The organism is Streptococcus sp. A34, from assembly GCF_043674115.1.
Taxonomy (GTDB): Bacteria; Bacillota; Bacilli; order Lactobacillales; family Streptococcaceae; genus Streptococcus; species Streptococcus suis_V.
Genome location: NZ_JBIMJM010000013.1, coordinates 1 through 21,889, shown reverse-complemented (window position 1 = coordinate 21,889; position 21,889 = coordinate 1). Strand labels below are relative to the sequence as shown.

Annotated in this window: 19 protein-coding genes, 1 pseudogene and 1 riboswitch; of the genes and pseudogenes, 18 read left to right on the top strand and 2 right to left on the bottom strand. The window is 46.6% G+C overall.

Features of this window, described 5'->3' with window-relative positions; all coding sequences use genetic code 11:
- From ACHBGV_RS05065 to ACHBGV_RS05025, 9 genes and pseudogenes are all read left to right on the top strand, one after another.
- Positions 1 to 653: pseudogene (locus ACHBGV_RS05065) on the top strand (GNAT family N-acetyltransferase).
- Positions 654 to 755: 102 nt separating this feature from the next.
- Positions 756 to 1,133 carry a MerR family transcriptional regulator gene (locus tag ACHBGV_RS05060; RefSeq protein WP_238140697.1) on the top strand — a complete coding sequence of 126 codons (378 nt, stop codon included), beginning with the start codon at positions 756 to 758 and terminating at the stop codon, positions 1,131 to 1,133.
- A 2-nt stretch (positions 1,134 to 1,135) separates the two neighbouring features.
- Positions 1,136 to 1,990 (top strand): aldo/keto reductase, encoded by an 855-nt coding sequence (locus ACHBGV_RS05055; RefSeq protein WP_394735779.1) that lies wholly within the window; start codon positions 1,136 to 1,138, stop codon positions 1,988 to 1,990.
- Positions 1,991 to 2,204: 214 nt separating this feature from the next.
- Positions 2,205 to 2,519 (top strand): thioredoxin, encoded by a 315-nt coding sequence (gene trxA / locus ACHBGV_RS05050; RefSeq protein ID WP_105108141.1) that lies wholly within the window; start codon positions 2,205 to 2,207, stop codon positions 2,517 to 2,519.
- 71 nt (positions 2,520 to 2,590) lie between these two features.
- Positions 2,591 to 3,640, top strand: coding sequence for a DUF389 domain-containing protein (locus ACHBGV_RS05045; RefSeq protein ID WP_394735790.1), 1,050 nt, complete (start codon positions 2,591 to 2,593; stop codon positions 3,638 to 3,640).
- A 60-nt stretch (positions 3,641 to 3,700) separates the two neighbouring features.
- Positions 3,701 to 4,639 carry a peptide-methionine (R)-S-oxide reductase MsrB gene (msrB, locus tag ACHBGV_RS05040; RefSeq protein ID WP_257104913.1) on the top strand — a complete coding sequence of 313 codons (939 nt, stop codon included), beginning with the start codon at positions 3,701 to 3,703 and terminating at the stop codon, positions 4,637 to 4,639.
- A gap of 106 nt (positions 4,640 to 4,745) precedes the next feature.
- Positions 4,746 to 4,849: riboswitch (glycine riboswitch) on the top strand.
- Positions 4,850 to 5,021: 172 nt separating this feature from the next.
- On the top strand, positions 5,022 to 6,356 hold the full coding sequence (locus ACHBGV_RS05035; protein ID WP_172074713.1) for an amino acid carrier protein: 1,335 nt from the start codon (positions 5,022 to 5,024) through the stop codon (positions 6,354 to 6,356).
- 43 nt (positions 6,357 to 6,399) lie between these two features.
- Positions 6,400 to 7,239 carry a mechanosensitive ion channel domain-containing protein gene (locus ACHBGV_RS05030; protein WP_172074714.1) on the top strand — a complete coding sequence of 280 codons (840 nt, stop codon included), beginning with the start codon at positions 6,400 to 6,402 and terminating at the stop codon, positions 7,237 to 7,239.
- A gap of 9 nt (positions 7,240 to 7,248) precedes the next feature.
- The gene (locus tag ACHBGV_RS05025; RefSeq protein ID WP_172022660.1) at positions 7,249 to 7,833 is read left to right on the top strand and encodes a DUF4352 domain-containing protein; all 585 of its coding nucleotides are present in this window, start codon (positions 7,249 to 7,251) and stop codon (positions 7,831 to 7,833) included.
- Positions 7,834 to 8,013: 180 nt separating this feature from the next.
- Here ACHBGV_RS05025 and ACHBGV_RS05020 read toward each other — a convergent pair whose 3' ends face one another.
- Positions 8,014 to 8,880, bottom strand: coding sequence for an RluA family pseudouridine synthase (locus ACHBGV_RS05020; protein ID WP_394735789.1), 867 nt, complete (start codon positions 8,878 to 8,880; stop codon positions 8,014 to 8,016).
- Positions 8,880 to 9,848, bottom strand: a complete 969-nt coding sequence (locus ACHBGV_RS05015; RefSeq protein WP_394735778.1) for an NAD(P)/FAD-dependent oxidoreductase — start codon at positions 9,846 to 9,848, stop codon at positions 8,880 to 8,882. The genes ACHBGV_RS05020 and ACHBGV_RS05015 overlap by 1 nt, the downstream gene beginning before the upstream one ends.
- A 268-nt stretch (positions 9,849 to 10,116) precedes the next feature.
- On the opposite strand from ACHBGV_RS05015, the gene pbp2a reads away from it, so the two are divergent.
- From pbp2a to ACHBGV_RS04970, 9 genes are all read left to right on the top strand, one after another.
- Positions 10,117 to 12,309, top strand: a complete 2,193-nt coding sequence (pbp2a, locus tag ACHBGV_RS05010; RefSeq protein WP_394735788.1) for a penicillin-binding protein PBP2A — start codon at positions 10,117 to 10,119, stop codon at positions 12,307 to 12,309.
- A 49-nt stretch (positions 12,310 to 12,358) separates the two neighbouring features.
- Positions 12,359 to 12,511, top strand: a complete 153-nt coding sequence (rpmG, locus tag ACHBGV_RS05005; protein WP_125266548.1) for a 50S ribosomal protein L33 — start codon at positions 12,359 to 12,361, stop codon at positions 12,509 to 12,511.
- A gap of 9 nt (positions 12,512 to 12,520) precedes the next feature.
- On the top strand, positions 12,521 to 12,697 hold the full coding sequence (secE, locus tag ACHBGV_RS05000) for a preprotein translocase subunit SecE (protein WP_105111754.1): 177 nt from the start codon (positions 12,521 to 12,523) through the stop codon (positions 12,695 to 12,697).
- 107 nt (positions 12,698 to 12,804) lie between these two features.
- Complete coding sequence (nusG, locus tag ACHBGV_RS04995) at positions 12,805 to 13,341, top strand: transcription termination/antitermination protein NusG (protein WP_105111755.1); 537 nt, start codon at positions 12,805 to 12,807, stop codon at positions 13,339 to 13,341.
- Positions 13,342 to 13,457: 116 nt separating this feature from the next.
- Positions 13,458 to 14,372 (top strand): metal ABC transporter solute-binding protein, Zn/Mn family, encoded by a 915-nt coding sequence (locus ACHBGV_RS04990; protein WP_394735777.1) that lies wholly within the window; start codon positions 13,458 to 13,460, stop codon positions 14,370 to 14,372.
- Between the two features lie 10 nt (positions 14,373 to 14,382).
- On the top strand, positions 14,383 to 17,586 hold the full coding sequence (locus tag ACHBGV_RS04985; protein ID WP_394735776.1) for a pneumococcal-type histidine triad protein: 3,204 nt from the start codon (positions 14,383 to 14,385) through the stop codon (positions 17,584 to 17,586).
- 125 nt (positions 17,587 to 17,711) lie between these two features.
- Positions 17,712 to 18,296 carry a DNA-directed RNA polymerase subunit delta gene (rpoE, locus tag ACHBGV_RS04980; RefSeq protein WP_105111758.1) on the top strand — a complete coding sequence of 195 codons (585 nt, stop codon included), beginning with the start codon at positions 17,712 to 17,714 and terminating at the stop codon, positions 18,294 to 18,296.
- Between the two features lie 152 nt (positions 18,297 to 18,448).
- Positions 18,449 to 20,056, top strand: coding sequence for a CTP synthase (locus ACHBGV_RS04975; RefSeq protein WP_394735775.1), 1,608 nt, complete (start codon positions 18,449 to 18,451; stop codon positions 20,054 to 20,056).
- A 135-nt stretch (positions 20,057 to 20,191) separates the two neighbouring features.
- Positions 20,192 to 21,760 (top strand): ATP-binding cassette domain-containing protein, encoded by a 1,569-nt coding sequence (locus ACHBGV_RS04970; protein ID WP_394735774.1) that lies wholly within the window; start codon positions 20,192 to 20,194, stop codon positions 21,758 to 21,760.
- Positions 21,761 to 21,889 lie beyond the last annotated feature (129 nt).

Sequence of the window (21,889 nt, the reverse complement as noted above, 5' to 3'; positions counted from 1 at the left end):
ATGATTATCAGAAAATATCAAACCAGTGATGAAAAAGGCTGGGTTTACTGTAAGGCACTCAGCTACCTCTTCTCTCCATTCTTTGATGATAGAGAAACAGAGAAGCCCGAACTAATGACAGACGTTTATGATCATCGTGTGGAATGGGTGGCTGAAGTAGACGGACAAATTGTTGGTCTAATCGACATCGATATTTACACAGAGGAGTGCAGCCGATCTTATGTTTACGCACCAAGTAAGCGAACAGCTTATTTTACTAACCTAGCAGTCCACCCTGATTTTCAAGGGAAGGGCATTGCCCAGGCACTTTATGAAAAAGCAGAGCAGGAGTTGAGAGAGCAAGGTGTAGAGAAACTAGCCATCTTTACTCGTGAGGATGACGCAGCCAACCATTTGTATCAAAAATGGGGGGACAATTGGTCTGCACTGATTATCTAGTCGTTGGAGCACTCAAGGACGTTCCAACCTTCCGTTTCGGAATTGATTTAGAGCGAGGTAGATTGTCCTTTTCAGATATGGAAGGTCAGCCGGTTCCCTACTATTTGAGAGAAGGTGTTTATGTAGTCAGTGAAGAAGCTGGCTTGGATCTCTTTGACATAGAAGATGTCTATCAGGAACTGACCTATGTGGTGGATTTGACGGAAAAAAGTTGAAAAGGTTCAACTTTTTTCTTTTTTTGCTTGCTATGGAGTGGACTCCATAGTTTATAATCGTATTATCATCAGCTGGTGAAAGGAAGTGATATTTTGAAAACGATGAAAGAAGTGGCGGAGGAACTGGACTTGTCCAATGACACCATTCGCTATTATGAACGAATCGGGCTTTTACAGGTGCCGCGAGACAAAAACGGCTACCGGCAATTTGACCAGCAGTCGATTGACTGGCTCTTTTTGGTCAAAATGCTCCGTAAGTCTGGGATGTCCATTGAAAGCTTGGTGGATTATGTTGACCTTGTGCGACAGGGTGATTGTACTATTGCTGCTCGAAAGGCTATTTTACAGGAGCAGGAAGAGTGGTTGAAGGAGCAAATTGCTCAGCAAGAAGCCGTCTTGGAAATGTTGAGTCACAAGGTGGCGACCTATGATAGTCACTTGCTACGCTTTGAACAAGAACATTTAGATCAGGGAGAATAAATATGCAAACAGTTACATTACACAACGGAGTTGAGATGCCAACAGTCGGATTTGGAGTCTTCCAAATTCCAGACCCAGAAACCTGCCAACAGGTTGTTGAAGAAGCTATTCGGACAGGTTATCGCTTGATTGACACTGCTCAGGCTTATGGCAATGAAGAGGCGGTTGGTCGTGCTATTCGCAATGCGAGTGTGCCACGGGAGGAACTGTTTATTACGACCAAATTGTGGATTTCGGATATGAGCTATCATGGTGCCAAGGAAGCTTTTGCGGCCTCTATGGAAAAGCTGGGCTTGGATTATCTGGATCTCTACCTACTTCATCAGCCAGTAGGAGATACTTTTGGAGCTTGGCGAGCCGTAGAAGAACTCTATCAGGAAGGGAAAATCCGTGCCATTGGCGTATCTAATTTCAAACCAGACCAGATTGCCAACCTAGCTCTCTTTAATACAGTAAAGCCGATGGTCAATCAGATTGAACTCCATGTTTTCAACCAAAAACCAGAAGAACGGGCTTATCTAGCTAGCAAGGACATCCAAGTCCAAAGCTGGGGAGCCTTTGCAGAAGGGAAATTTGACGTCTTTACTAATCCTATCTTGACAGAGATCGCCAATAAATACGGCAAATCAACTGCCCAGGTCATGCTCCGCTTCCAACTCCAGTTAGGCATTGTTTCCTTATCGAAATCTGCCAATCCAGAGCGTGTCCGTCAGAATTTTGACATCTTTGACTTTACATTGGCAGAAGAAGATATGACCGCCATCCAAGGGCTCAATACAGATACAACAGTCTTTGCGGATCACCACCAAGCTCAAACCATTGAAGCTCTAGCAGGCTATGTAGGGAAGACCTTTTAAGAGTGAGCTTGTTTTTGGCTACATCTAGACTTGACAAGCAAAACAGTCTCCCATTTCCCCCTCGTCCTCCTGCGGTCTAGTTTAGAATGATCAACATGCTTTCAAATCACAATTGTTTAAGCATGTCTATCTCATTTCTCTTCCGTAGCAAAAATTCGCTTTCTGTTTTTTTTTGGTGTAGAATGATAGTAGAAAAACAGAAACGGAGAAAATTATGGTTCAAGTTATTACAGATGCAAACTTTGAAGTTGAAACACAAGAAGGCGTAGTCCTTGTTGACTTTTGGGCACCTTGGTGTGGTCCATGCCGCATGCAAGCACCAATCTTAGAGCAATTAGCAGGCGAAGTGGATGAAGATGAACTGCGTATCTACAAGATGGATGTTGATGAGAATCCAAACACAGCTCGTCAATTTGGAATCATGTCTATCCCAACTCTATTGTTCAAAAAAGACGGACAGGTTGTGAAACAAGTAGCAGGTGTGCATACCAAAGACCAAATCAAAGCAATCTTGGCAGAAATTGCCTAGCTAGGAAGGACTGAGAAAAGTCCTTTTTATCTATCAAAAAATAGATTGTTATAATAAAGTCACCTAAAAAACTGAGAGTGGAGAATATGAAAAACAAGTATTTTACAACCATGGAATACCGTGATAAGCTCTTTGAAGAGTTGGATTTACAGACTCGTGATATGGTTATCCTAATGTGTGCGATTTTTATTGCTTCTGTTGGTTTAAATATGAATAGCACGGCAGTGATTATCGGTGCTATGCTGATTTCCCCCTTGATGACACCGATTGTTGGGCTTGGTCTGGGCTTGGCGATTTATGACCTTGCCTTGATGAAGAAGGCGTTGAAGTTGCTGGCTGTCGAAGTTGTTATTAGCCTGTTGGTCTCCAGCATCTATTTCTATCTTTCGCCGATTACAGTAGCCAGTACAGAGTTGACTGCTAGAATTTCGCCGACAGTCTGGGATATTATTATTGCCATTGCTGGCGGAATTGCTGGAGTGATTGGCAGTCGGAAAAAAGAGGCCAATAATATTGTGCCCGGTGTTGCCATTGCGACAGCCCTCATGCCTCCTATTTGTACAGCAGGTTTTGGCTTGGCTCATGGTAATACCCAGTACTTCTTTGGAGCCCTCTACCTCTTTTTGATCAACTGTATCTTCATCATGTTGACCACCTTTTTCGGCTCCCGCTTTATGATGCGACGGACCAAGGCAGTTGAATTGAACAAATTGAACCCAAAATTGAGATATGGTATGACGGCTCTAGTCCTTGCCTTGACCATTCCGAGTCTGCTTTCAGCAGGAAATCTGGTCTTAGACTATGCCCGTAAGGATGCCATGAATCAATACATTAGTGAGAAATTTACCTCTCACACTATTCTTAGCCGGACTTATAATAAAACTAAAAATCAGTTGGAGATTACCATTGTCGGACAAGAACTGACCGAACAAGAATTGGAAAAATTAGTCAAGGAAAAGTCGAAATACGGATTAGAGAAATTGACGGTCAAGGTCAACCAGGTTGCCAGCTTGTCACAGGCAGATGCTAAGGAGGTTTACCAGTATATTGACCAGTATATTGAGCAAAAGTTGTCCAACACAGATACAAAAAATGAAGAAATTCAAGATGAGATAGAGTAGGCGGGAGGAGTATGCGTCCTACTTTTAAGAATAGATTAGATGATATAGGAGGAAACTCACATGAAAGAAATCTACCTAGCAGGCGGTTGTTTCTGGGGGATGGAAGGCTACTTTTCCCAGATCGATGGTATTCTTGACACTAGCGTTGGCTATGCCAATGGACAGGTGGAGACGACCAATTATCAACTCCTCAAACAAACAGACCACGCAGAGACACTCTATCTAGCCTATGATGAGACTCGTATCAATTTGCGGGAAATTCTCCTCTACTATTTCCGCGTCATTGACCCTTTCTCTGTCAATCAGCAGGGACCTGACAAAGGTCGTCAGTATCGGACTGGTATCTATTACACCGATGAAGCTGATTTACCGACCATCGAGCAGGTTATGACGGAGCAGTCCCAGCTCTTTGGCGGACGTCCCCTAGCCGTTGAAGTGGAGCCACTCGCGCATTACATCCCCGCCGAAGACTACCATCAGGATTATCTCAAGAAAAATCCCCAAGGGTACTGCCATATCGATCTTGGGCAGGCAAAAATCCCTCTGATTGATGTTGCAGACTACCAAAAGCCAGACCAACAAGTCTTAAAAGACAGCTTGACCGACCTCCAGTACCAAGTCACTCAAGAAGCTGCGACGGAAAGACCCTTCGAAAATGAGTTTTGGAATAGCGACCAGGCTGGTATCTACGTCGATATTACGACTGGCGAACCCTTGTTCTTATCCACAGACAAGTTCGACTCAGGTTGTGGCTGGCCGTCCTTCACCAAGCCTATTTCCAAGGAAGTAGCTAGCTACTATCAAGACTTATCTCACGGTATGAACCGAATTGAGGTCCGCAGTCGGGCTGGTCATGCTCATTTAGGTCATGTCTTTGATGACGGACCGCGTGACAAGGGTGGATTACGTTACTGTATAAACTCCGCAGCCCTTCGTTTCATACCGAGAGAGGAAATGGAAGCAGCAGGATATGGCCTGTTTTTGGACTTGTTGGGATAATTTTTTGAAAACATTCTTGATTTTTTCTGAAAAATAGTCTAAAATAGAGCGAGATAAAACTAAATAACCGGTTGATAGTGGGCAGAAAGGCAACTGACTGTCCAAAGGACGGAACTCTGGAGAGACCATAAGGCACCGAAGGGGCAAGGTAGTTCTGCTTGGAAAAGTAGGGCTGCTGAAACTCTCAGGTAAAAGGACAGAGCGAAATCAAAGCGGGGTTAGCCGGTATTTTCGCGTTCCAGAAGTTGATTTCGTCTTTCTATTATGTTTATTGTGGTGTCAAGTTTCCTTGCCTCCTTCTAAACGTAAAATAGAAGACGAAGATTCGATTTCTGGTTTTTTATTTTCCAGCTGTTTTATCAGGAAAAAACCGGAGGATTCTATGTTAGAACTATTTAAGGGCATCAATGATATTGTCTGGGGACCGCCCCTGCTCATGCTTTTGGTTGGAACGGGTGTATATTTTACGGTCCGTATGGGACTTTTTCAAATCAGTAAATTGCCAAAGGCGTTTGGTTTGATTTTCAAGAGTGATCAATCTGGGGATGGCGACGTTTCTAGTTTTGCGGCCCTTTGTACGGCCCTGGCGGCTACGGTTGGTACGGGAAATATTGTCGGGGTGGCAACAGCCATTACGACAGGTGGCCCAGGAGCTCTTTTCTGGATGTGGGTGGCAGCCTTCTTTGGTATGGCAACCAAGTATGCGGAAGGTTTCTTGGCTATCAAGTACCGGACCAAGGACGCCAACGGTCAAGCGGCTGGTGGGCCTATGCATTATATCACCTTGGGGATGGGTCCCAAATGGAAACCCTTGGCTATCTTTTTTGCGGTATCGGGTGTCTTGGTAGCCCTCTTTGGAATGGGGACCTTTTCTCAGGTCAATTCGATTGCATCTTCGGTGTCATCTAGCTTTGGACTGGCGCCACAGTTTGTCAGTGTTGTCACTGCGGTGACGGTGGCCTTTTTCATCTTTGGTGGGATTGAGAAAATCTCGGATATTTCGACCAAAATCGTGCCCTTTATGGCTATTCTCTATATTTTGGCAGCCGTGAGTATCTTGGTTCTTCATGCAGACCAGCTACTACCTACCCTAGGTCTGGTCCTGAAATCAGCCTTTAGTCCCGCAGCTGCCGTAGGTGGCTTTGTTGGAGCTACCGTCAAGGATGCCATTCAGCGCGGGATTGCACGAGGAGTGTTCTCAAATGAATCTGGTCTGGGTTCGGCTCCTATCGCAGCAGCAGCAGCCAAATCAGACAATCCAGTGGAGCAGGGCTTGATTTCCATGACAGGTACCTTTATCGATACCGTCATCATCTGTAACCTGACGGGTCTGACCATCTTGGTGACTGGCAAATGGACAGTCGAGGGACTTGCGGGAGCCCCTCTGACTCAATCAGCTTTTTCAACAGTCTTTGGTAATCCAGGTGCCCTGGCCCTGACGATCAGTCTTGTCCTCTTTGCCTATACGACTATTCTGGGCTGGTCTTATTATGGGGAGCGTTGTGTGGAATATCTGATGGGTACCAAGGCCATTACTCCTTACCGAATTCTCTTTGTTATCATGGTGGCTCTGGGCGGTTTCCTCAAGCTGGACTTGATTTGGATTATTGCAGATATTGTCAATGGTCTCATGGCTCTGCCGAACCTGATTGCCTTACTGGCCCTATCTCCAATCATTATCAAGGAAACGCGGGAATATTTTAAGGAGAAGAAATAGAGAAAAAGACAGTTTCGGCTGTCTTTTCTGCTATAATAGTGTTATGAATGATTTTATCAACAAATACTTATCCCAATTTAATCTAGAAGATCTATTGACCAAGGGGCTCAATAAGGTCCTGTCCCTGGTCCTGCTTTTCCTGGCCTTTCTGGTCATCAAAAAGATTGCCAAGGGCTCAGTCAAGCGGATTTTGATTCCCTCGCTCAAGGTTTCTACCCAGGATATTGGTCGTCAAAAGACCATTAGCCGCCTGGTTGAGAGCATGCTTAGCTATCTGCTTTATTTTATCCTGATTTACTGTATTTTGAGTATTCTCGGTCTGCCAGTGACCAGCCTTCTAGCTGGAGCTGGGATTGCTGGTGTGGCTATCGGTATGGGGGCGCAAGGCTTTCTATCGGACCTGGTCAATGGATTTTTTATTCTAGTGGAGCGTCAATTTGATGTGGGAGATGTGGTTAAGCTGACCAACGGACCGATTACCATTACTGGAACGGTTGTTAGTATGGGCATTCGGACCAGCCAGGTACGGGATGCGGACGGGACCCTGCATTTCATTCCCAACCGAAATATCCTAGTTGTCAGCAATCAGTCTCGTGGTGACATGCGGGCCCAGGTGGACATTCCACTCAAGTTTAATACGGATTTGGACCGGGTTGCCCAGGTCATCGAAGAGGTCAATCGTCGCGAACTGGGCAAGAATGACCAGATTACAGGTATCACGGTTCTAGGACCGCAGAATACAGCTACTGGACAATTTGTCTACCGGATCAACCTCTTTGTGGCCAATGGTCAGCAGAGCAAGGTCTACCATAAATTTTTAGGATTTTATCAAGATGCCCTACGCCAGGCAGGCATCGACCTGCCTACAGCCAGCTTGAAATAAGGAGTTCCTATGCAGCAGAAAGATTTCGTCGTCGAAGACGGCTATATGTACTATCCTAAGAAAGCACTCTACAAACAGCCCCTCTTTTGGACCACCATAATTGGCGCTGTAGCCAGTCTTGTGCTGGGGGTGACTTGCTTGTTACTCATCATTGGTCTTGGCTTTAGCGAGCTTTCTCTGGACCAGCCTTCTACGGAATTTGATAGCACCAGGACCTATCGAGAGCATGAGGTCGGAGAAAGTGTTGACTTTGCGGATGGCCTGCGCGTGACGGTGCAATCCATGGGACAAGACGACAGCGTGGATCTGGTGGATGATTATTACCCTTCGGCCTATGTGGTGGATTTGGAAGTGGAAAATCCTGGTCAGGAAGATATTTACCTTGACGAATATTATTTTAACCTCATTGACCTTTCAACGGACTTCCCTTTGACCCTGGACTTACGGACCTATGATGTCAATCTGGCTGAGAAAATAAAGGCCGGTGAGAAGATATCTGTCCGTCTTATCTATGGTTTGGACGGTGAGACCAATCTTGGTTTTGTCTATGATGATGTCATGTGGACGGAGCAGCTGATTGGCCAGGGGATTTGATACTCTTCGAAAATCATCTTATCCGTTGTCAAGAGCCTCGGTGAGTGAAAAGATCCGGGGGAGGTTTTCAGACTTCAACTGTTCCCAAAACAGTTGAAGCTGGGCTAGATTGATTTTCATTGAGTATGAGTAAAGCGGGCAATCGACATAAAATTATATGTAAGTTAAAAAGCTGAAACTTCAGCTTTTTTTAAGTTCTTTCTCAAAACTCTCCGACCTTGCTTCTACTCTAATTTCTTCGAGTGTCAGTGGGTGGGTCAGGCTGAGGCGGGCTGCGTGGAGCATGAGGCGGGGAGCGCTGACTTTGCTATAGAGTGGGTCGCCAATGAGGGCATGACCGTGGTGGGCTAGGTGGACGCGGATTTGGTGGGTGCGTCCAGTTTCTAAGCGGCAGGAAATCAGGCTGTTCTTGCCGACTTTTTCCAGTTGTTTGACATAAGTGACAGCCTCCTGACCCTTGCGGTGATCGACCAATCGTTTCCTGCGATCATGACGGTCGCGCCCGATTTTGTCTGTAATGGTCCAACTCTCCTGCTTGAGATGACCTTGGCAGAGGGCTAGATAATCGCGATAGATGACCTTATCCTCTAAGAGACGGTTGAGAATGGGCAGGATAAAGGGATTTTTGGCAAAAAGAATGGCACCGCTGGTCTCCATATCCAGCCTGTGAACCACGTAGCAGGTTTGACCGACATAGGCGGAGACATGGTTGAGCAAGGCGATTTCCGTCGGTTCATTGCCGTGGGTTTTCATTCCTTCGGGCTTGTTGACAATAATCAGATGCTCATCCTGATAGAGCTCTTCGACCAAGTCTGCCTGCCCCATAGGAATCGTCTTTTCCGGATAATCTTCCTCATCAAAGGTCAATTCTAGTAGGTCGCCTGCCGCAATCGGACTCTGCCAGTTAATCAGCTCACCATTGACACGGACGTGTTTTTTGGTGCGGAGGAAGTGGCGGATTTTTCTGGGAATGAGAAAATAATCTTCCAAGACTTCTTTGATAGTCAATTCTGGAAAGGATTGGGGAATGCGAATGTCAATTTTCATCATAGGCTGGTTGAGTGTTTTGGTTGCACTTTTTCGTTTGGATTGATGTAGTTCATGGCGTTGTTGACGGCAGTCGGAGCCTCGCCAAAGCCTGTAGCAATCAGGTCAACCTTGCCTTCGTAATAGCAACAATCGCCGATAGCATAGACGCCGGCCTGCGAGGTTTCCTGTTTGGTGTTGACGACAATGCGGTGACGATGCAGGTCCAAGCCCCATTCTTTTAGCGTTCCGACCGATGATTTGAAACCGTAGTTGACAAAGAGGTGGTCGAAGTTCAGGGTGAGCTGGTCCTCGCTCTTGACTTTGTCGAAACGAATAGCAGCAGCTCTGCCATTTTCTCCAGAAAGTTCCTTAGGAACATAGGGAGTGTGGATGGCGACGCTAGACTTTTTCAGGTCCTCGACGCTGTGCTCTAGGGCACGGAAATTGTCGCGTCGGTGGACGATGCTGGTGGTTTTGGCGATTTTTTCAAAGGCCAGAGACCAGTCAACAGCGGAGTCGCCACCACCCAAGACAAGGACGTCCTTGTCTGCGTACTGCAGGATATTGGACACATGGTAGTGGACGTTTTCATAGCTGTCAGCTCCGTCAATCTCCAGAGGACGGGGCTTGAAGGCGCCACCACCCATGGCGATGATGACCGACTTGGTCTGGTGGGTGTCCTTGTTGGTTGTCAAAGTGATGACTTCACCCGGTTGGATAGCTGTCAGGGTTTCATTGAGGCAAATAGTGGTGTCAAAGGGTGCCAGTTGGGCCAGGAGGTTGTCGGTCAATTCTTGACCAGTCAGGCTTGGGAAGGCAGGAATGTCCAGGATGGATTTTTCAGGGTAGAGGATGGCGGGTTGTCCACCGAGTTGGGGCAGCGAATCAATCACTTTGACCTTGGCCTGGCGCAGATGGGCGTAGAAGGCAGCAAAGAGCCCAACAGGACCACCGCCGATAATGGTAATGTCGTAGATTTCAGTCATAGTCTTTTCCTTATCAATAGAGAATAGTCCTATTCTACCATATTTTCAGTCCTAAGACCGATTTTATGGGCTGTCACAGTTCAACCAAAGGATTGGTAGCTGAAAAATTTGGGCCGATATAGTATAATAGTCCAAAACTAGAGAAAGAGGAGGGGGCATGGACAAGGACGATTTGCAGTTTGAGCCCATTGAAGTGCCAGCGGATTTTGAGTCTCTGGACCAGACCAAGGCCTATACTAGCGACCAATTTACAAGCGCAGAGTCTGACATGGGAGAAACGAAAAACATAGACCTGCCAGGTTTAGAAAGTGGGAAGAAAACCAGATTTAGCCGTCGCTCAGCCCGAGGCAGTCGTGACAGGTCCGATAAACCTAAAAAGGAAAGTCGGATTCCAGAGCCTGCTCGCAAATTTTGGCGCCGTTACCAGCTGACTAAAATTATGCTGATTATCCTGGGTGTTCTGATACTGACGGTGGGAGGCTATCTCTTCTTCCTAGCCAAGACCGCAAATGTTGGCGATTTGCAGGAGGCCCTCAAGGCCAAGACGGTTATCTATGACAAGGACGGTGTGGAAGCTGGTACCCTGTCGGGGCAGAAAGGAACCTATGTGGAGCTAGATGCCATTTCGGATAATCTGGAAAATGCCGTCATCGCTACGGAAGACAGGACTTTTTATGAAAATTCTGGTATCAACTACAAGCGGACCCTACTGGCCTTCCTCACCTTGGGCCGGTCTGGCGGTGGTTCGACCATTACCCAGCAGTTGGCCAAAAATGCCTTCCTGACTCAGGACCAGACCATTAGCCGGAAGGCGAGGGAGTATTTCCTGGCCCTTGAAATCAATAAAAAATATAGCAAGCAGGAAATCCTGGCCATGTACCTCAACAATGCCTATTTTGGCAACGGGGTCTGGGGGGTTCAGGATGCTAGTCTCAAGTATTTTGGGGTTAATGCTAGCGATTTGAGTTTGGAGCAATCGGCTGTTTTAGCCGGCATGCTCAAGGGGCCTGAGATTTACAATCCTTATTATTCCATTGAAAATGCGACTAACCGCCGTAATACTATTTTGCAGGTCATGGTGGATGCCCAGTTTATTGATCAGGCGACTGCTGATGCAGGAATGCAGGTGGACGTGGGCAGTCAGCTCTACGATGCCTATGCGGGCAAGGCTAGCAACTATGCCTATCCCTCTTATTTTGATGCGGTTATTGCAGAGGCCATTGACCGATATGGATTGAAAGAAAGTGACATTATCAACAACGGCTACCGGATTTATACGGAGATGGACCAGACCTCTCAGGCTAATCTCCAGGTGATTTTTAATGATGAGAGTCTCTTCCCGCAGTCTGCCTATGATAGTTCCTATGCTCAGGGGGCAAGTGTGGCCCTGGATCCGTCTACAGGTGGCGTTCGAGCGCTGGTTGGGCGGGTTAATTCATCCGAAGATTATGCCTTCCGTAACTTCAATTTCGCGACCCAGGCCAAGAGAAGTCCGGGTTCGACCATCAAGCCCTTGGTTGCCTATGCTCCGGCAGTGTCGGCAGGCTGGGAAATTGATAAAGAGCTGGACAACCATACGACGACCTACGGGACCTATACCTTGCAGAATAATGACCTGTCTACATCGGAATCTATTCCCATGTACCAAGCCTTAGCCCTGTCTTACAATTTGCCTGTGGCATCCATTGTAGACACCTTGGGGATTGACATCGCCTTTGAATACGGGAAAAAATTTGGCCTGAGCATGAATAAGGTTGAAAAGGTACTGGGAGTGGCTATAGGATCTGGAGTGGAGACCAATGCCCTGCAAATGGCCCAGGCCTATGGTGCCTTTGCCAACCATGGGACCATGAAGGATGCTCATCTGATTAGCCGTATTGAAACGGCCAATGGCAAGGTCATCGTGGACCACCGTTCTCAGTCGACCAAGGTGATCGATAAGTCAGTGGCAGACAAGATGACCTCTATGATGCTGGGAACTTTTACCAACGGTACAGGGGTCAATGCGGATGTCTACGGCTACAATCTAGCCGGAAAGACGGGGACTACCGAGACCAACTTTGATGTCTCTCTTATCAATGACCAGTGGATTATCGCCTATACACCTGACTTGGTTATCAGCCAGTGGGTTGGTTTTGAAAAGACTGACGAGACCCACTATATCGATGCCAATAATTCCTGGAAGGCGCCTGTGCTCTTCCAAACAGTTGCGGCCAATCTCTTGAGTCAGACCAGCGGGACACCATTTACAGTGGACAATGCTTACGCCATGAATGGCATTGTGCCTATCAATCAAGTGGAGACAGGACCGACAGAGCCGGTCATAAGCCCAGAGCAAATCCAGGAAATCAGTGACCGAGCAAGACAGCTTCTAGAAGAAACCAAGCAACAAATCATTGATGCCCAGCTACCTGAGCGAGCACGCACCCTCATAGACAATATAAGAAGTTGGTTTGAGTAGTTGTCAAATGAGCTAAAACATGATAAAATAAGGTTTATTGGAGGGCTATATGGCACTAAAAAAAGCAAGCCTAGCCTGTACAGTTTGTGGATCTCGTAACTATTCAATTTCCCTATCGAGCAATCCCAAGCCAACACGGTTAGAAGTAAATAAATTTTGTAAACACTGTGGTCAGTACACGATCCACAAGGAAACTAGATAGGAGTAGCAGGTGAAATTCGTCGCAGATATTTTCCGTATTTTAAAAGACACTGCCTGGCCAACGCGCAAGCAGAGTTGGAAAGATTTCTTCTCAGTCGTAGAATACACAGCCTTCTTCGTGGTACTTGTGTATATATTTGACCTCATTTTGTCCAAGGGCTTGATGAGCTTGATCAATCTTTTCTAGTAAAATACTTGCCATTTGTAAAATGGAAGTGGTATAATAAAGAAAAGCGAAAGCCTTCGGGCTTTTTTTAGCGTCTTCAATACAGCTTTCAAAAGAAAGGAACGACTATGTACGATAGTTTTGACAAAGGCTGGTTTGTCCTACAAACCTATTCAGGATACGAGAACAAGGTAAAAGAAAACCTTCTCCAACGTGCGCATACCTACAATATGTTGGAAAACATCTTGCGCGTGGAAATCCCAACCCAGACGGTTCAGGTAGAAAAGAACGGCGAGAAGAAAGAAGTGGAAGAAAACCGCTTCCCAGGTTATGTCTTGGTAGAGATGGTCATGACTGACGAGGCTTGGTTCGTGGTTCGTAATACGCCAAACGTTACAGGTTTCGTGGGTTCTCACGGTAACCGTTCCAAACCAACTCCACTCTTAGAAGAAGAAATCCGCCAAATCCTGGTATCTATGGGACAAACAGTCCAAGGAGATATCGATGTCAAGGTGGGCGACACAGTCCGCATCATTGACGGTGCCTTCACAGACTACACTGGTAAAATCACTGAAATCGATAATAACAAGGTTAAGATGGTTATCTCCATGTTTGGTAATGATACCATTGCAGAAGTGAATTTGAGCCAGATTGCAGAATTATAATATCCATCAGACAGAACAGTCAACAACTGTTTTGTCTTTTTTATTAAAAAATACTTGACCAGTTAACCATTTTTGTGTTATAGTTAACTGGTTAATAAAAAACAAGGAGAAATCTAATGAAGTGGATGAAATATCTCTTTTTATCACTCATGCTACTAGTCCTCTCGGCCTGTGGCCAGCAGAGCCAGTCTAGCCAAGTCCAATCTGGCCTGCGGATTGTGACTTCCTTTTACCCAATTTATTCACTGGTTAAGGAAATTTCTGGTGACTATAATGACATTCGTATGATTGGCTCCAGAAATGGGATTCATTCCTATGAGCCCTCGCCAGCAGATGTCAAGGGGATATACGACGCAGATGTCTTTATCTACCATTCTAAGATTTTGGAGTCCTGGGCCGGTCGCCTGGAGCCGAATGTGCAAGGTTCCAAGGTCAAGGTCCTGGAGGCCTCCAGTGGTTTAGAGCTACAGCGAGTTCCTGGTCTGGAGGATGTGGAGGTGACAGAGGGCATGGACGAGGCCAGTCTATACGACCCCCATACCTGGTTGGACCCAGTTCTGGTGGGGCAGGAGGCGGTCTTGATTGGTAATTTACTGGCTGAGGCAGACCCTGAGCGGGCTAGTTACTACAACGAAAATGCCAGCAAGCTCCAGCAGCAATACCAGGATTTGGCAGACAAGTACAGGCCTATCTTTGAAAAAACAAGATCCAAGACCTTCGTCACCCAGCACACAGCCTTTTCCTATACGGCTAAGCGCTACGGCCTCCGGCAACTGGGCATAGCTGGTGTGTCAGAGGAAGAGCCTAATCCACGACAATTGGCAGAAATCAAGGAATTTGTCGATACCTACGATGTCAAAACCATTTTTGTGGAAAAGGGCAAGTCAGACAAGCTGGCCCAGACCTTGAAGAGCTCCACAGGTGTTGACCTGAAAATCTTGGACCCACTTGAGGCAGATCCAGAAAACAATCTAACCTATCTGGAAAATCTAGATGCCGTCTTAGACACCCTCGCCAAGGAATTACAGTAAAGGAGAAAACATGAAAAACAAGAAATTAGTTGGTTCAGTGGCCGTCCTGGTTCTGGGCATGAGCATTTGTAGCTACCAGTTGGGACGTTACCAAGCCACGGAAGACAGCAAGAACCGAGTAGCCTACATCGAAGACAGCGAGACAGAAAAGAGTATGCTGGCTGAACAGTTGACGCCAGAGGAAGTTTCTGCCAAGGAAAATATCGACGCCGAGCAGATTGTGGTCAAAATCACCGACCAGGGCTATGTGACTTCCCACGGTGACCATTTCCATTACTACAATGGCAAGGTGCCCTTCGACGCGATTTTCAGCGAAGAGCTGATTATGACCGACCCAGCCTATGTCCTCCAAGACAGCCACATTGTCAATGAAGTCCAGGATGGCTATGTGATTAAGGTGGATGGCCAGTATTACCTCTATCTCAAAGATAAAAAGCAGCAGAAAAATGTGCGGACAAAGGAGGAAGTTCAGAGACAGAAGGGTGTATCCTCTTCTGACAGGGCCTATCAGGAGGCTGGTGGCGGCCGGACAGCAGATGGTCGCTATAAGACCGATGACGGCTATGTCTTCAACCCTACTGATGTGATTGAGGACACGGGAGACGGCTTCATCGTGCCTCACGGTAGCCACTTCCATTTTATTCCTAAGAAGGACTTGTCTCCGTCCGAGTTACAGGCAGCCCAGGCCTCTATTGACGGCAAGTCCTCAAACAAGGGTCAGTCGACCAAGGCCACTTACCCGTCTCAGGGCCAGACTGGCTCGACCGCCCTTTCAAGCCACTCAGGTCAAGACTTGAACAGCCTCTTGGCCCAGCTGGATGCTACACCGCTCTCCCAGCGCCATGTAGAGGCCGACGGTCTGGTCTTTGACCCACGCATGATTAGTAAAAAGACCGCTGCCGGCGTCATCATCCCCCACGGCGACCACTATCATTTCATCCCTTACAGCCAGATGTCGCCACTGGAGGCTCAGATTGCTCGGATGATTGGGGAAAATAGCAGAGCAGGCTCAGGGCATGCAGCTACCCATCCGACGCGGACTGACTATCCGACAGGCACAACCCAGCCAGCCACACCAGCCAATCCCCCTCATCAAGCCCAGCCAAGTCCTGCACCAAAACCAGGTCCTACTGATTCCCAAGCCACTAACCAGCCATTTGTTACCTATCTAGGTCGTCGCATCCCTGCCTACGGCAAGGGATTGGATGGCAAGGTCTATTTCACCAGCGACGGCTACACCTTCAGCAAGGCCAGCATCACATCTGTTGATGACCAGGGCTTGATTGGTAGCCACGGCGACCATTTCCACTATATCGGCTTTGGCGAATTAGAAGACTTTGAAATCAAGCAAGTCGAAGAATGGGTTCGGGAAAAGCAAGGCTTGACAGGAAATACTAAGCCTGCTAATAAACCAGCCACTCCAAAACCAAGTCAGCCGACGGCGCCGACACTTCCAGTCCTGCCAAGCCAACCAGCTCTTCCTGAACAACCGACTCAACCAAGTCCAGTTGATACGAGCGTAAACAAACCAGTCTTTGATCCGCAAGCCGTGACTGGCAAGCGGCTTGAGGCAGGCAAGGTCTTCTACCAAGTTCAGCTGGACGGCAAAAGCTACCGTTACAGCCGAGATGAATTGGACCTGATGAAAATTTCCTTTGCAGAATTGCGCCTGATGGAACTGGACAAGGACTACCGCTTTGACACGGCTCCACAGGTTGCTGGAGATTTGGCACCAGCTATGCACGTCAGCATTGACAAGATCCCAATGAAGGGAGCCAACGCGACCTACGATACAGGCGAGTCCTTTGTCATTCCCCATATCGACCATATCCACATCCTGCCTTATAGCTGGCTGAGCAAGGAGCAGATCGCGACCATTCGCTACATTATGCAGCACCCAGAGGTTCGTCCTGCAGCTTGGACCACAGCAGGTCATGGCGATGATGTCATGGATCCAAATGCCCTGAAACCGATTGCCAATGCGACCGACCAGGCTCAGCGTACCGGCCTGAAAAACTGGCAGATTATCCACACGGCTGAGGAAGTGGCAGCAGCACGCGCCCAGGGCCGCTTTGCTACCAACGACGGCTATATCTTTACCCCAGAGGACGTCCTGGATCCGGCCAGCTTTATCTTCAGCGGCGCCTTCAGCCTGCCACGGGCGACCGGTGGTTCCCTCCGATCTATCGCCAAAAAAGAGCTGTCAGACAAAGAGTTGGCGGCAGTCCAGGCTCTCTTGGACCAGCGTGATGCAGAAATACTGGCTAAAAATGTTACACCGATTGAAAAACGTGAAGGGTTGAAAAACTGGCAGATTGTTCACTCTGCAACAGAACTGGCTGAAGCTAAGTCTGCAGGGAAATACACAACAAAAGATGGCTATATCTTTGACCCAGCAGACCTATTAGATCCCAAAGTGAAAATAGGTACGGATAACTATCGCATCCCACGTGTAATTACAGATGGTTACCGTCGGATTAACAAGAGTGATTTGAATTACTTAAGCGAGCTGATCCCAGCAGAGGCTATGGTGGCTCAACGTGAGAAATCTAATTCTAGTTCACCGTCAACACCTGCACCAACTGAAACAGAATCAAGTGCAGGCGAGACAACAACGCCAGAACAGCCGCAAGTTGCCAAAGAAACAGCAGAGGAAATCTATAACCGAGTTGAAGCGAAGAAAGTCGTTCCTTTCGAAGCACTGACCTACAATGCTGGCTATGCGACCGAAGTACGCAACGGGACTCTGGTAATTCCGCATCAAGATCACTATCACTATGTATCCTTTAAATGGTTTGACCAAGGTAGTGCAAGAAGTCCTGAAGGGTACAGTCTAGAAGATTTCCTAGCAACGGTTAAATACTACATGACTAATCCACAAGAACGCCCAGTTTCAGACGATGGCTGGGGAGTATTTACACCAAATACACCATCTGAATCGACAGAAGAAATAGAGACGGAAGAAAGTGATGAAGAAATTATTTCTGAGGAAACTGAGGAAATTGACGAGTTTACAGAAGAATTAAAACGAAGAGCAGAAGAGTTTGGCATGGACTTCAAAACCTTTGAACAAAGTCTGGTCACACTCTCAGACCGTTACAGAGTTTCTTTTGAAGCTTTCGAATATGATGCAGCAAGCAAAGTTGTTCGACTTGTAGATAAGGATGGGGTCAAACGGACCATCTCCCTTCCAAATTTAGAAGAACAAGTATAGTAAACAAAATACCTGTAGCGCTGAGCTCTGCAGGTATTTTTTACAGAAAAACGATAAAGATTATCTTTGACTATTTGCTTTTTTTAGCGTAAAATAGAAAGGAAAGACGAAAAAGGAGAAAAGCCTTGGAACTTAACGTATTTGCAGGACAAGAAAAAAGCGAACTTTCCATGATTGAAGTAGCTCGTGCTATTTTGGAAGAACGTGGACGTGACAATGAAATGTACTTCAATGACTTGGTCAATGAAATTCAGAATTATTTAGAAAAATCAAACAGTGAGATTCGTGCAGCCTTGCCAACTTTCTATTCTGACTTGAATGTGGACGGTAGTTTCATTCCGCTAGGTGAAAACAAATGGGGTCTTCGTTCATGGTATGCCATCGATGAGATTGATGAGGAAGTTATTACTCTCGAAGAAGATGATGAAGATGCGCCAAAGCGTAAGAAAAAACGTGTCAATGCCTTCATGGATGGTGATGAGGATGCTATCGATTATGGCAACGATGATCCAGAAGATGAAGATAGTTACGAAGACAAGCCTGGTTCAGAATACGATGATGAAAATCCAGATGATGAGAAGGATGAAGTAGAATCATACGACTCAGAAATCAATGAAATTATCCTCGATGATGAATTGACGGATGATGAAGAAGTTGATGTCGGTGAAGAAGATGACGACTATTCTGACGACGAGTCGACAGAAGACTAAGTTCAAGATTGACAAACGCATCGAATTGAGTTAGTATATTATCGGGCACCTCTTTTGAGGTCAGGGCTCCCTAGTTGATAGGGAGCTATTTTTGTTTTTTCTTCATGTTGCTTACCCCCTCCATGCGACATGAGCAGAGGAAAGGAGTTTGCATGACAAAATATATTTTTGTAACTGGTGGTGTGGTTTCGTCGATTGGTAAAGGGATTGTGGCGGCAAGTCTGGGGCGTTTGTTGAAAAATCGTGGTCTCAAGGTGACCATTCAGAAATTTGACCCCTATATCAATATTGACCCAGGGACGATGAGCCCTTACCAGCATGGTGAAGTGTTTGTTACGGATGACGGTGCGGAAACGGACTTGGATTTGGGACATTATGAGCGGTTTATTGACATCAATCTTAATAAATATTCCAACGTGACAACAGGGAAAATTTACAGCGAAGTCCTTCGAAAAGAACGCAAGGGCGAATACCTTGGGGCTACTGTGCAGGTTATTCCACATATCACGGATGCTTTGAAGGATAAGATTAAACGCGCTGCTCGGACAACAGATGCCGATGTGATTATTACAGAAGTCGGTGGAACTGTCGGTGATATTGAAAGTCTGCCTTTCCTTGAGGCTCTGCGTCAGATGAAAGCAGACGTGGGCGCGGACAATGTCATGTATATTCACACGACGCTCTTGCCCTATCTCAAGGCGGCTGGGGAAATGAAAACCAAGCCGACCCAACATTCGGTCAAAGAATTGCGCGGATTGGGCATTCAGCCCAACATGTTGGTCATTCGTACAGAAGCGCCAGCCGGCCAAGGGATTAAAAATAAATTAGCCCAGTTCTGCGATGTGACACCGGAGGCGGTTATTGAGTCACTCGATGTGGAGCATCTTTATCAAATTCCGCTCAATTTACAGGCCCAGAATATGGACCAGATTGTCTGCGACCATTTGAAATTGGATACACCGCCAGCGGATATGACAGAGTGGTCAGCTATGGTTGACAAGGTACTCAACCTCAAGAAAAACGTTAAGATTGCTCTTGTTGGAAAATACGTCGAACTCCAAGATGCCTACATTTCAGTTGTAGAAGCCTTGAAACACTCTGGCTATGCCAACGATGCTGCGATTGAGTTGGATTGGGTCAATGCCAACGACCTGACAGCAGAAAATGTAGCTGACCGACTTGGACAAGCCCAGGGAATCATCGTACCTGGTGGCTTTGGTCAACGCGGTACCGAAGGAAAAATTCAAGCCATTCGCTATGCGCGTGAGAATGATGTGCCTATGTTAGGCGTCTGCTTGGGCATGCAGTTGACCTGTGTGGAATTTGCTCGCCACGTTCTTGGATTAGATGGAGCCAATAGTTTTGAGTTGGATCCAGAAACCAAATACCCAATCATTGACATCATGCGTGATCAAATTGGCGTGGAAGACTTGGGCGGTACCCTCCGCCTTGGCCTCTATCCGAGCAAGCTCAAACGAGGCTCCAAGGCTGCTGCAGCCTATGACAACCAAGAAGTTGTCCAGCGTCGCCACCGCCACCGCTACGAGTTTAACAATGACTTCCGTCAGCAATTTGAAGAAGCTGGTTTTGTCTTCTCTGGTGTATCGCCAGACAACCGCTTGGTTGAGATTGTTGAAATTCCTGAGAACAAGTTCTTTGTGGCCTGTCAGTATCACCCAGAACTCCAATCTCGACCAAATCGTCCTGAAGGACTCTATACTGCCTTTGTCACAGCTGCAGTTGAGAATGAAAGCAAATAAGTATTGACAAGCGCATTTGAGTTGAGCATCCTTTTAGGGTGCTCGTTTTTTATGGGCAAGGCTTGACTAATTGGTGGATTCTGTTAAGCTTTTTAATATGTGTAATGAGTAATCTAGGAAAAGGAGGGAGAAGGAGTGAGGAGTCTTCATTTTATCGCGACATTGGTGGCGATTAGCTTGGTAGCAGGATTAAACGTGCTCTTTAACTACCAGTTAGCAGGAATAACCGATAGTCTAACTAGTGGGGATAGGGCTGGTTTTATGGTACAGATTTGGCAGTTGCTTGCGATTTTATGCTTGATGCTGCTAGCAGAGTTTGTTCGTCAAGTCTGCAATCAGCAGTTTTTGAATAGGGTTGGCTACAAGATTCAGGCTACTCTAGTCAATCGTTTTTTGCAGGGGCCCAGCTTGCTCAAGCAATCAGAAGTAGCGGCAAGGGTTTCAGCTATTCATAATGATAGCGAGATGGTCAAGGAACTCTACTATGATACCCTGTTTTCCCTCTATCAAGGAGTGGTGTCCTTCTTGTTTGCCTGTCTGGCTCTCTTTGGTTTGGATAGCCAGGTATCCATAGCAATCCTGCTTTTGACCTTGGTGCCGATTGGGCTTCCCTACCTTTTTCAAAATAGTCGGCAAAGGGTTCAGGAGGCCATCTCTCAGGAGAAGGCTGCCTATCAGATTCTACTCAATGACCTCCTTTCAGGTCTAGTCATTATCAAAAATGCCGATCGTAGCCAGTATTTTTCTGACAAGACAAATGATCAATACAAACGAATCTATCAACTGGAAGATCGGAAGGCTTTTCTGTCAGCCTTGTTGAATGTCCTATCTGGTTTGTTCTTCTATCTATTGACGGTTCTGATTCTCTGTTTGGGAGGTCAAAGGATTTTGGCAGGGCAAATGACAGTAGGAGCCTTGGTGGCAATTTATAGTATTTCTTTAGAATTGACCATGCCGATTAGCTTAATTGCATCGTCTATTGCGGATATGGCTTCTGTTCGCAATCTACGTGAGCAGCTCTTAAAACAGGAACCAGCTCTGCCATTTTCCCAAAAAACCAAACACCCCTTCACCTCTCTTCAGGTGCGCAATCTTTCTTTTTCTATAGAAGGAACTCCCCTGTTTTCGGAGTTGAGTCTAAACTTTGAGCCTGGGAAGAAGTATCTGATTCAGGGAGAGAGTGGCGTAGGTAAATCGACCTTAGCCTATCTCCTGATGGGACAAATGGGTCAGGGTGATGAAGGGGTCTATCTGAATGGGCAGTCTTTGAATGAAGTGGGAGAAGAGGTGGTTCAAGCTAATCTTGCCTTTTTGCCACAAAAAGTGAAACTTTTCCATGCCAGCATCTGGGAGAATATTAGTTTGGGAAGGGATATTGACGAGTTGGAGGTTCTTACTTGGTTGCAGTTGGTAGGCTTGGGACAACGTTTTGCAAGTCGTCAGCAGTTGGAAAGCGAGCTCTTTGATGCAGAATCAACTCTTTCAGGTGGGCAACAACAACGCTTGGCCTTGGTGCGGACCCTCTTGCTCCACAAACCTGTCTTGCTCCTAGATGAATCCCTTTCAGGTTTAGATGATCGGACCTTTGCCATGGTGGAACAAGCCCTGCTTGACTTGGAGAGGACAACGGTCATTCATATTAGTCATCGTTCATATCATGAGGCAGACTATGATCAGATAGTGGTGCTGGAGAGAAGAAAGTAATAAATACGCACATTGTCAAGTCAAGTGCAACAAGTTCATTGGTAACTAGAGTTCCAGAGGTTAAGCTGTCTGGGCTAGCCCAAACAGAAATTTCGAGGATTGATATTGAAGAAGTCGTCTGGGGCGCTC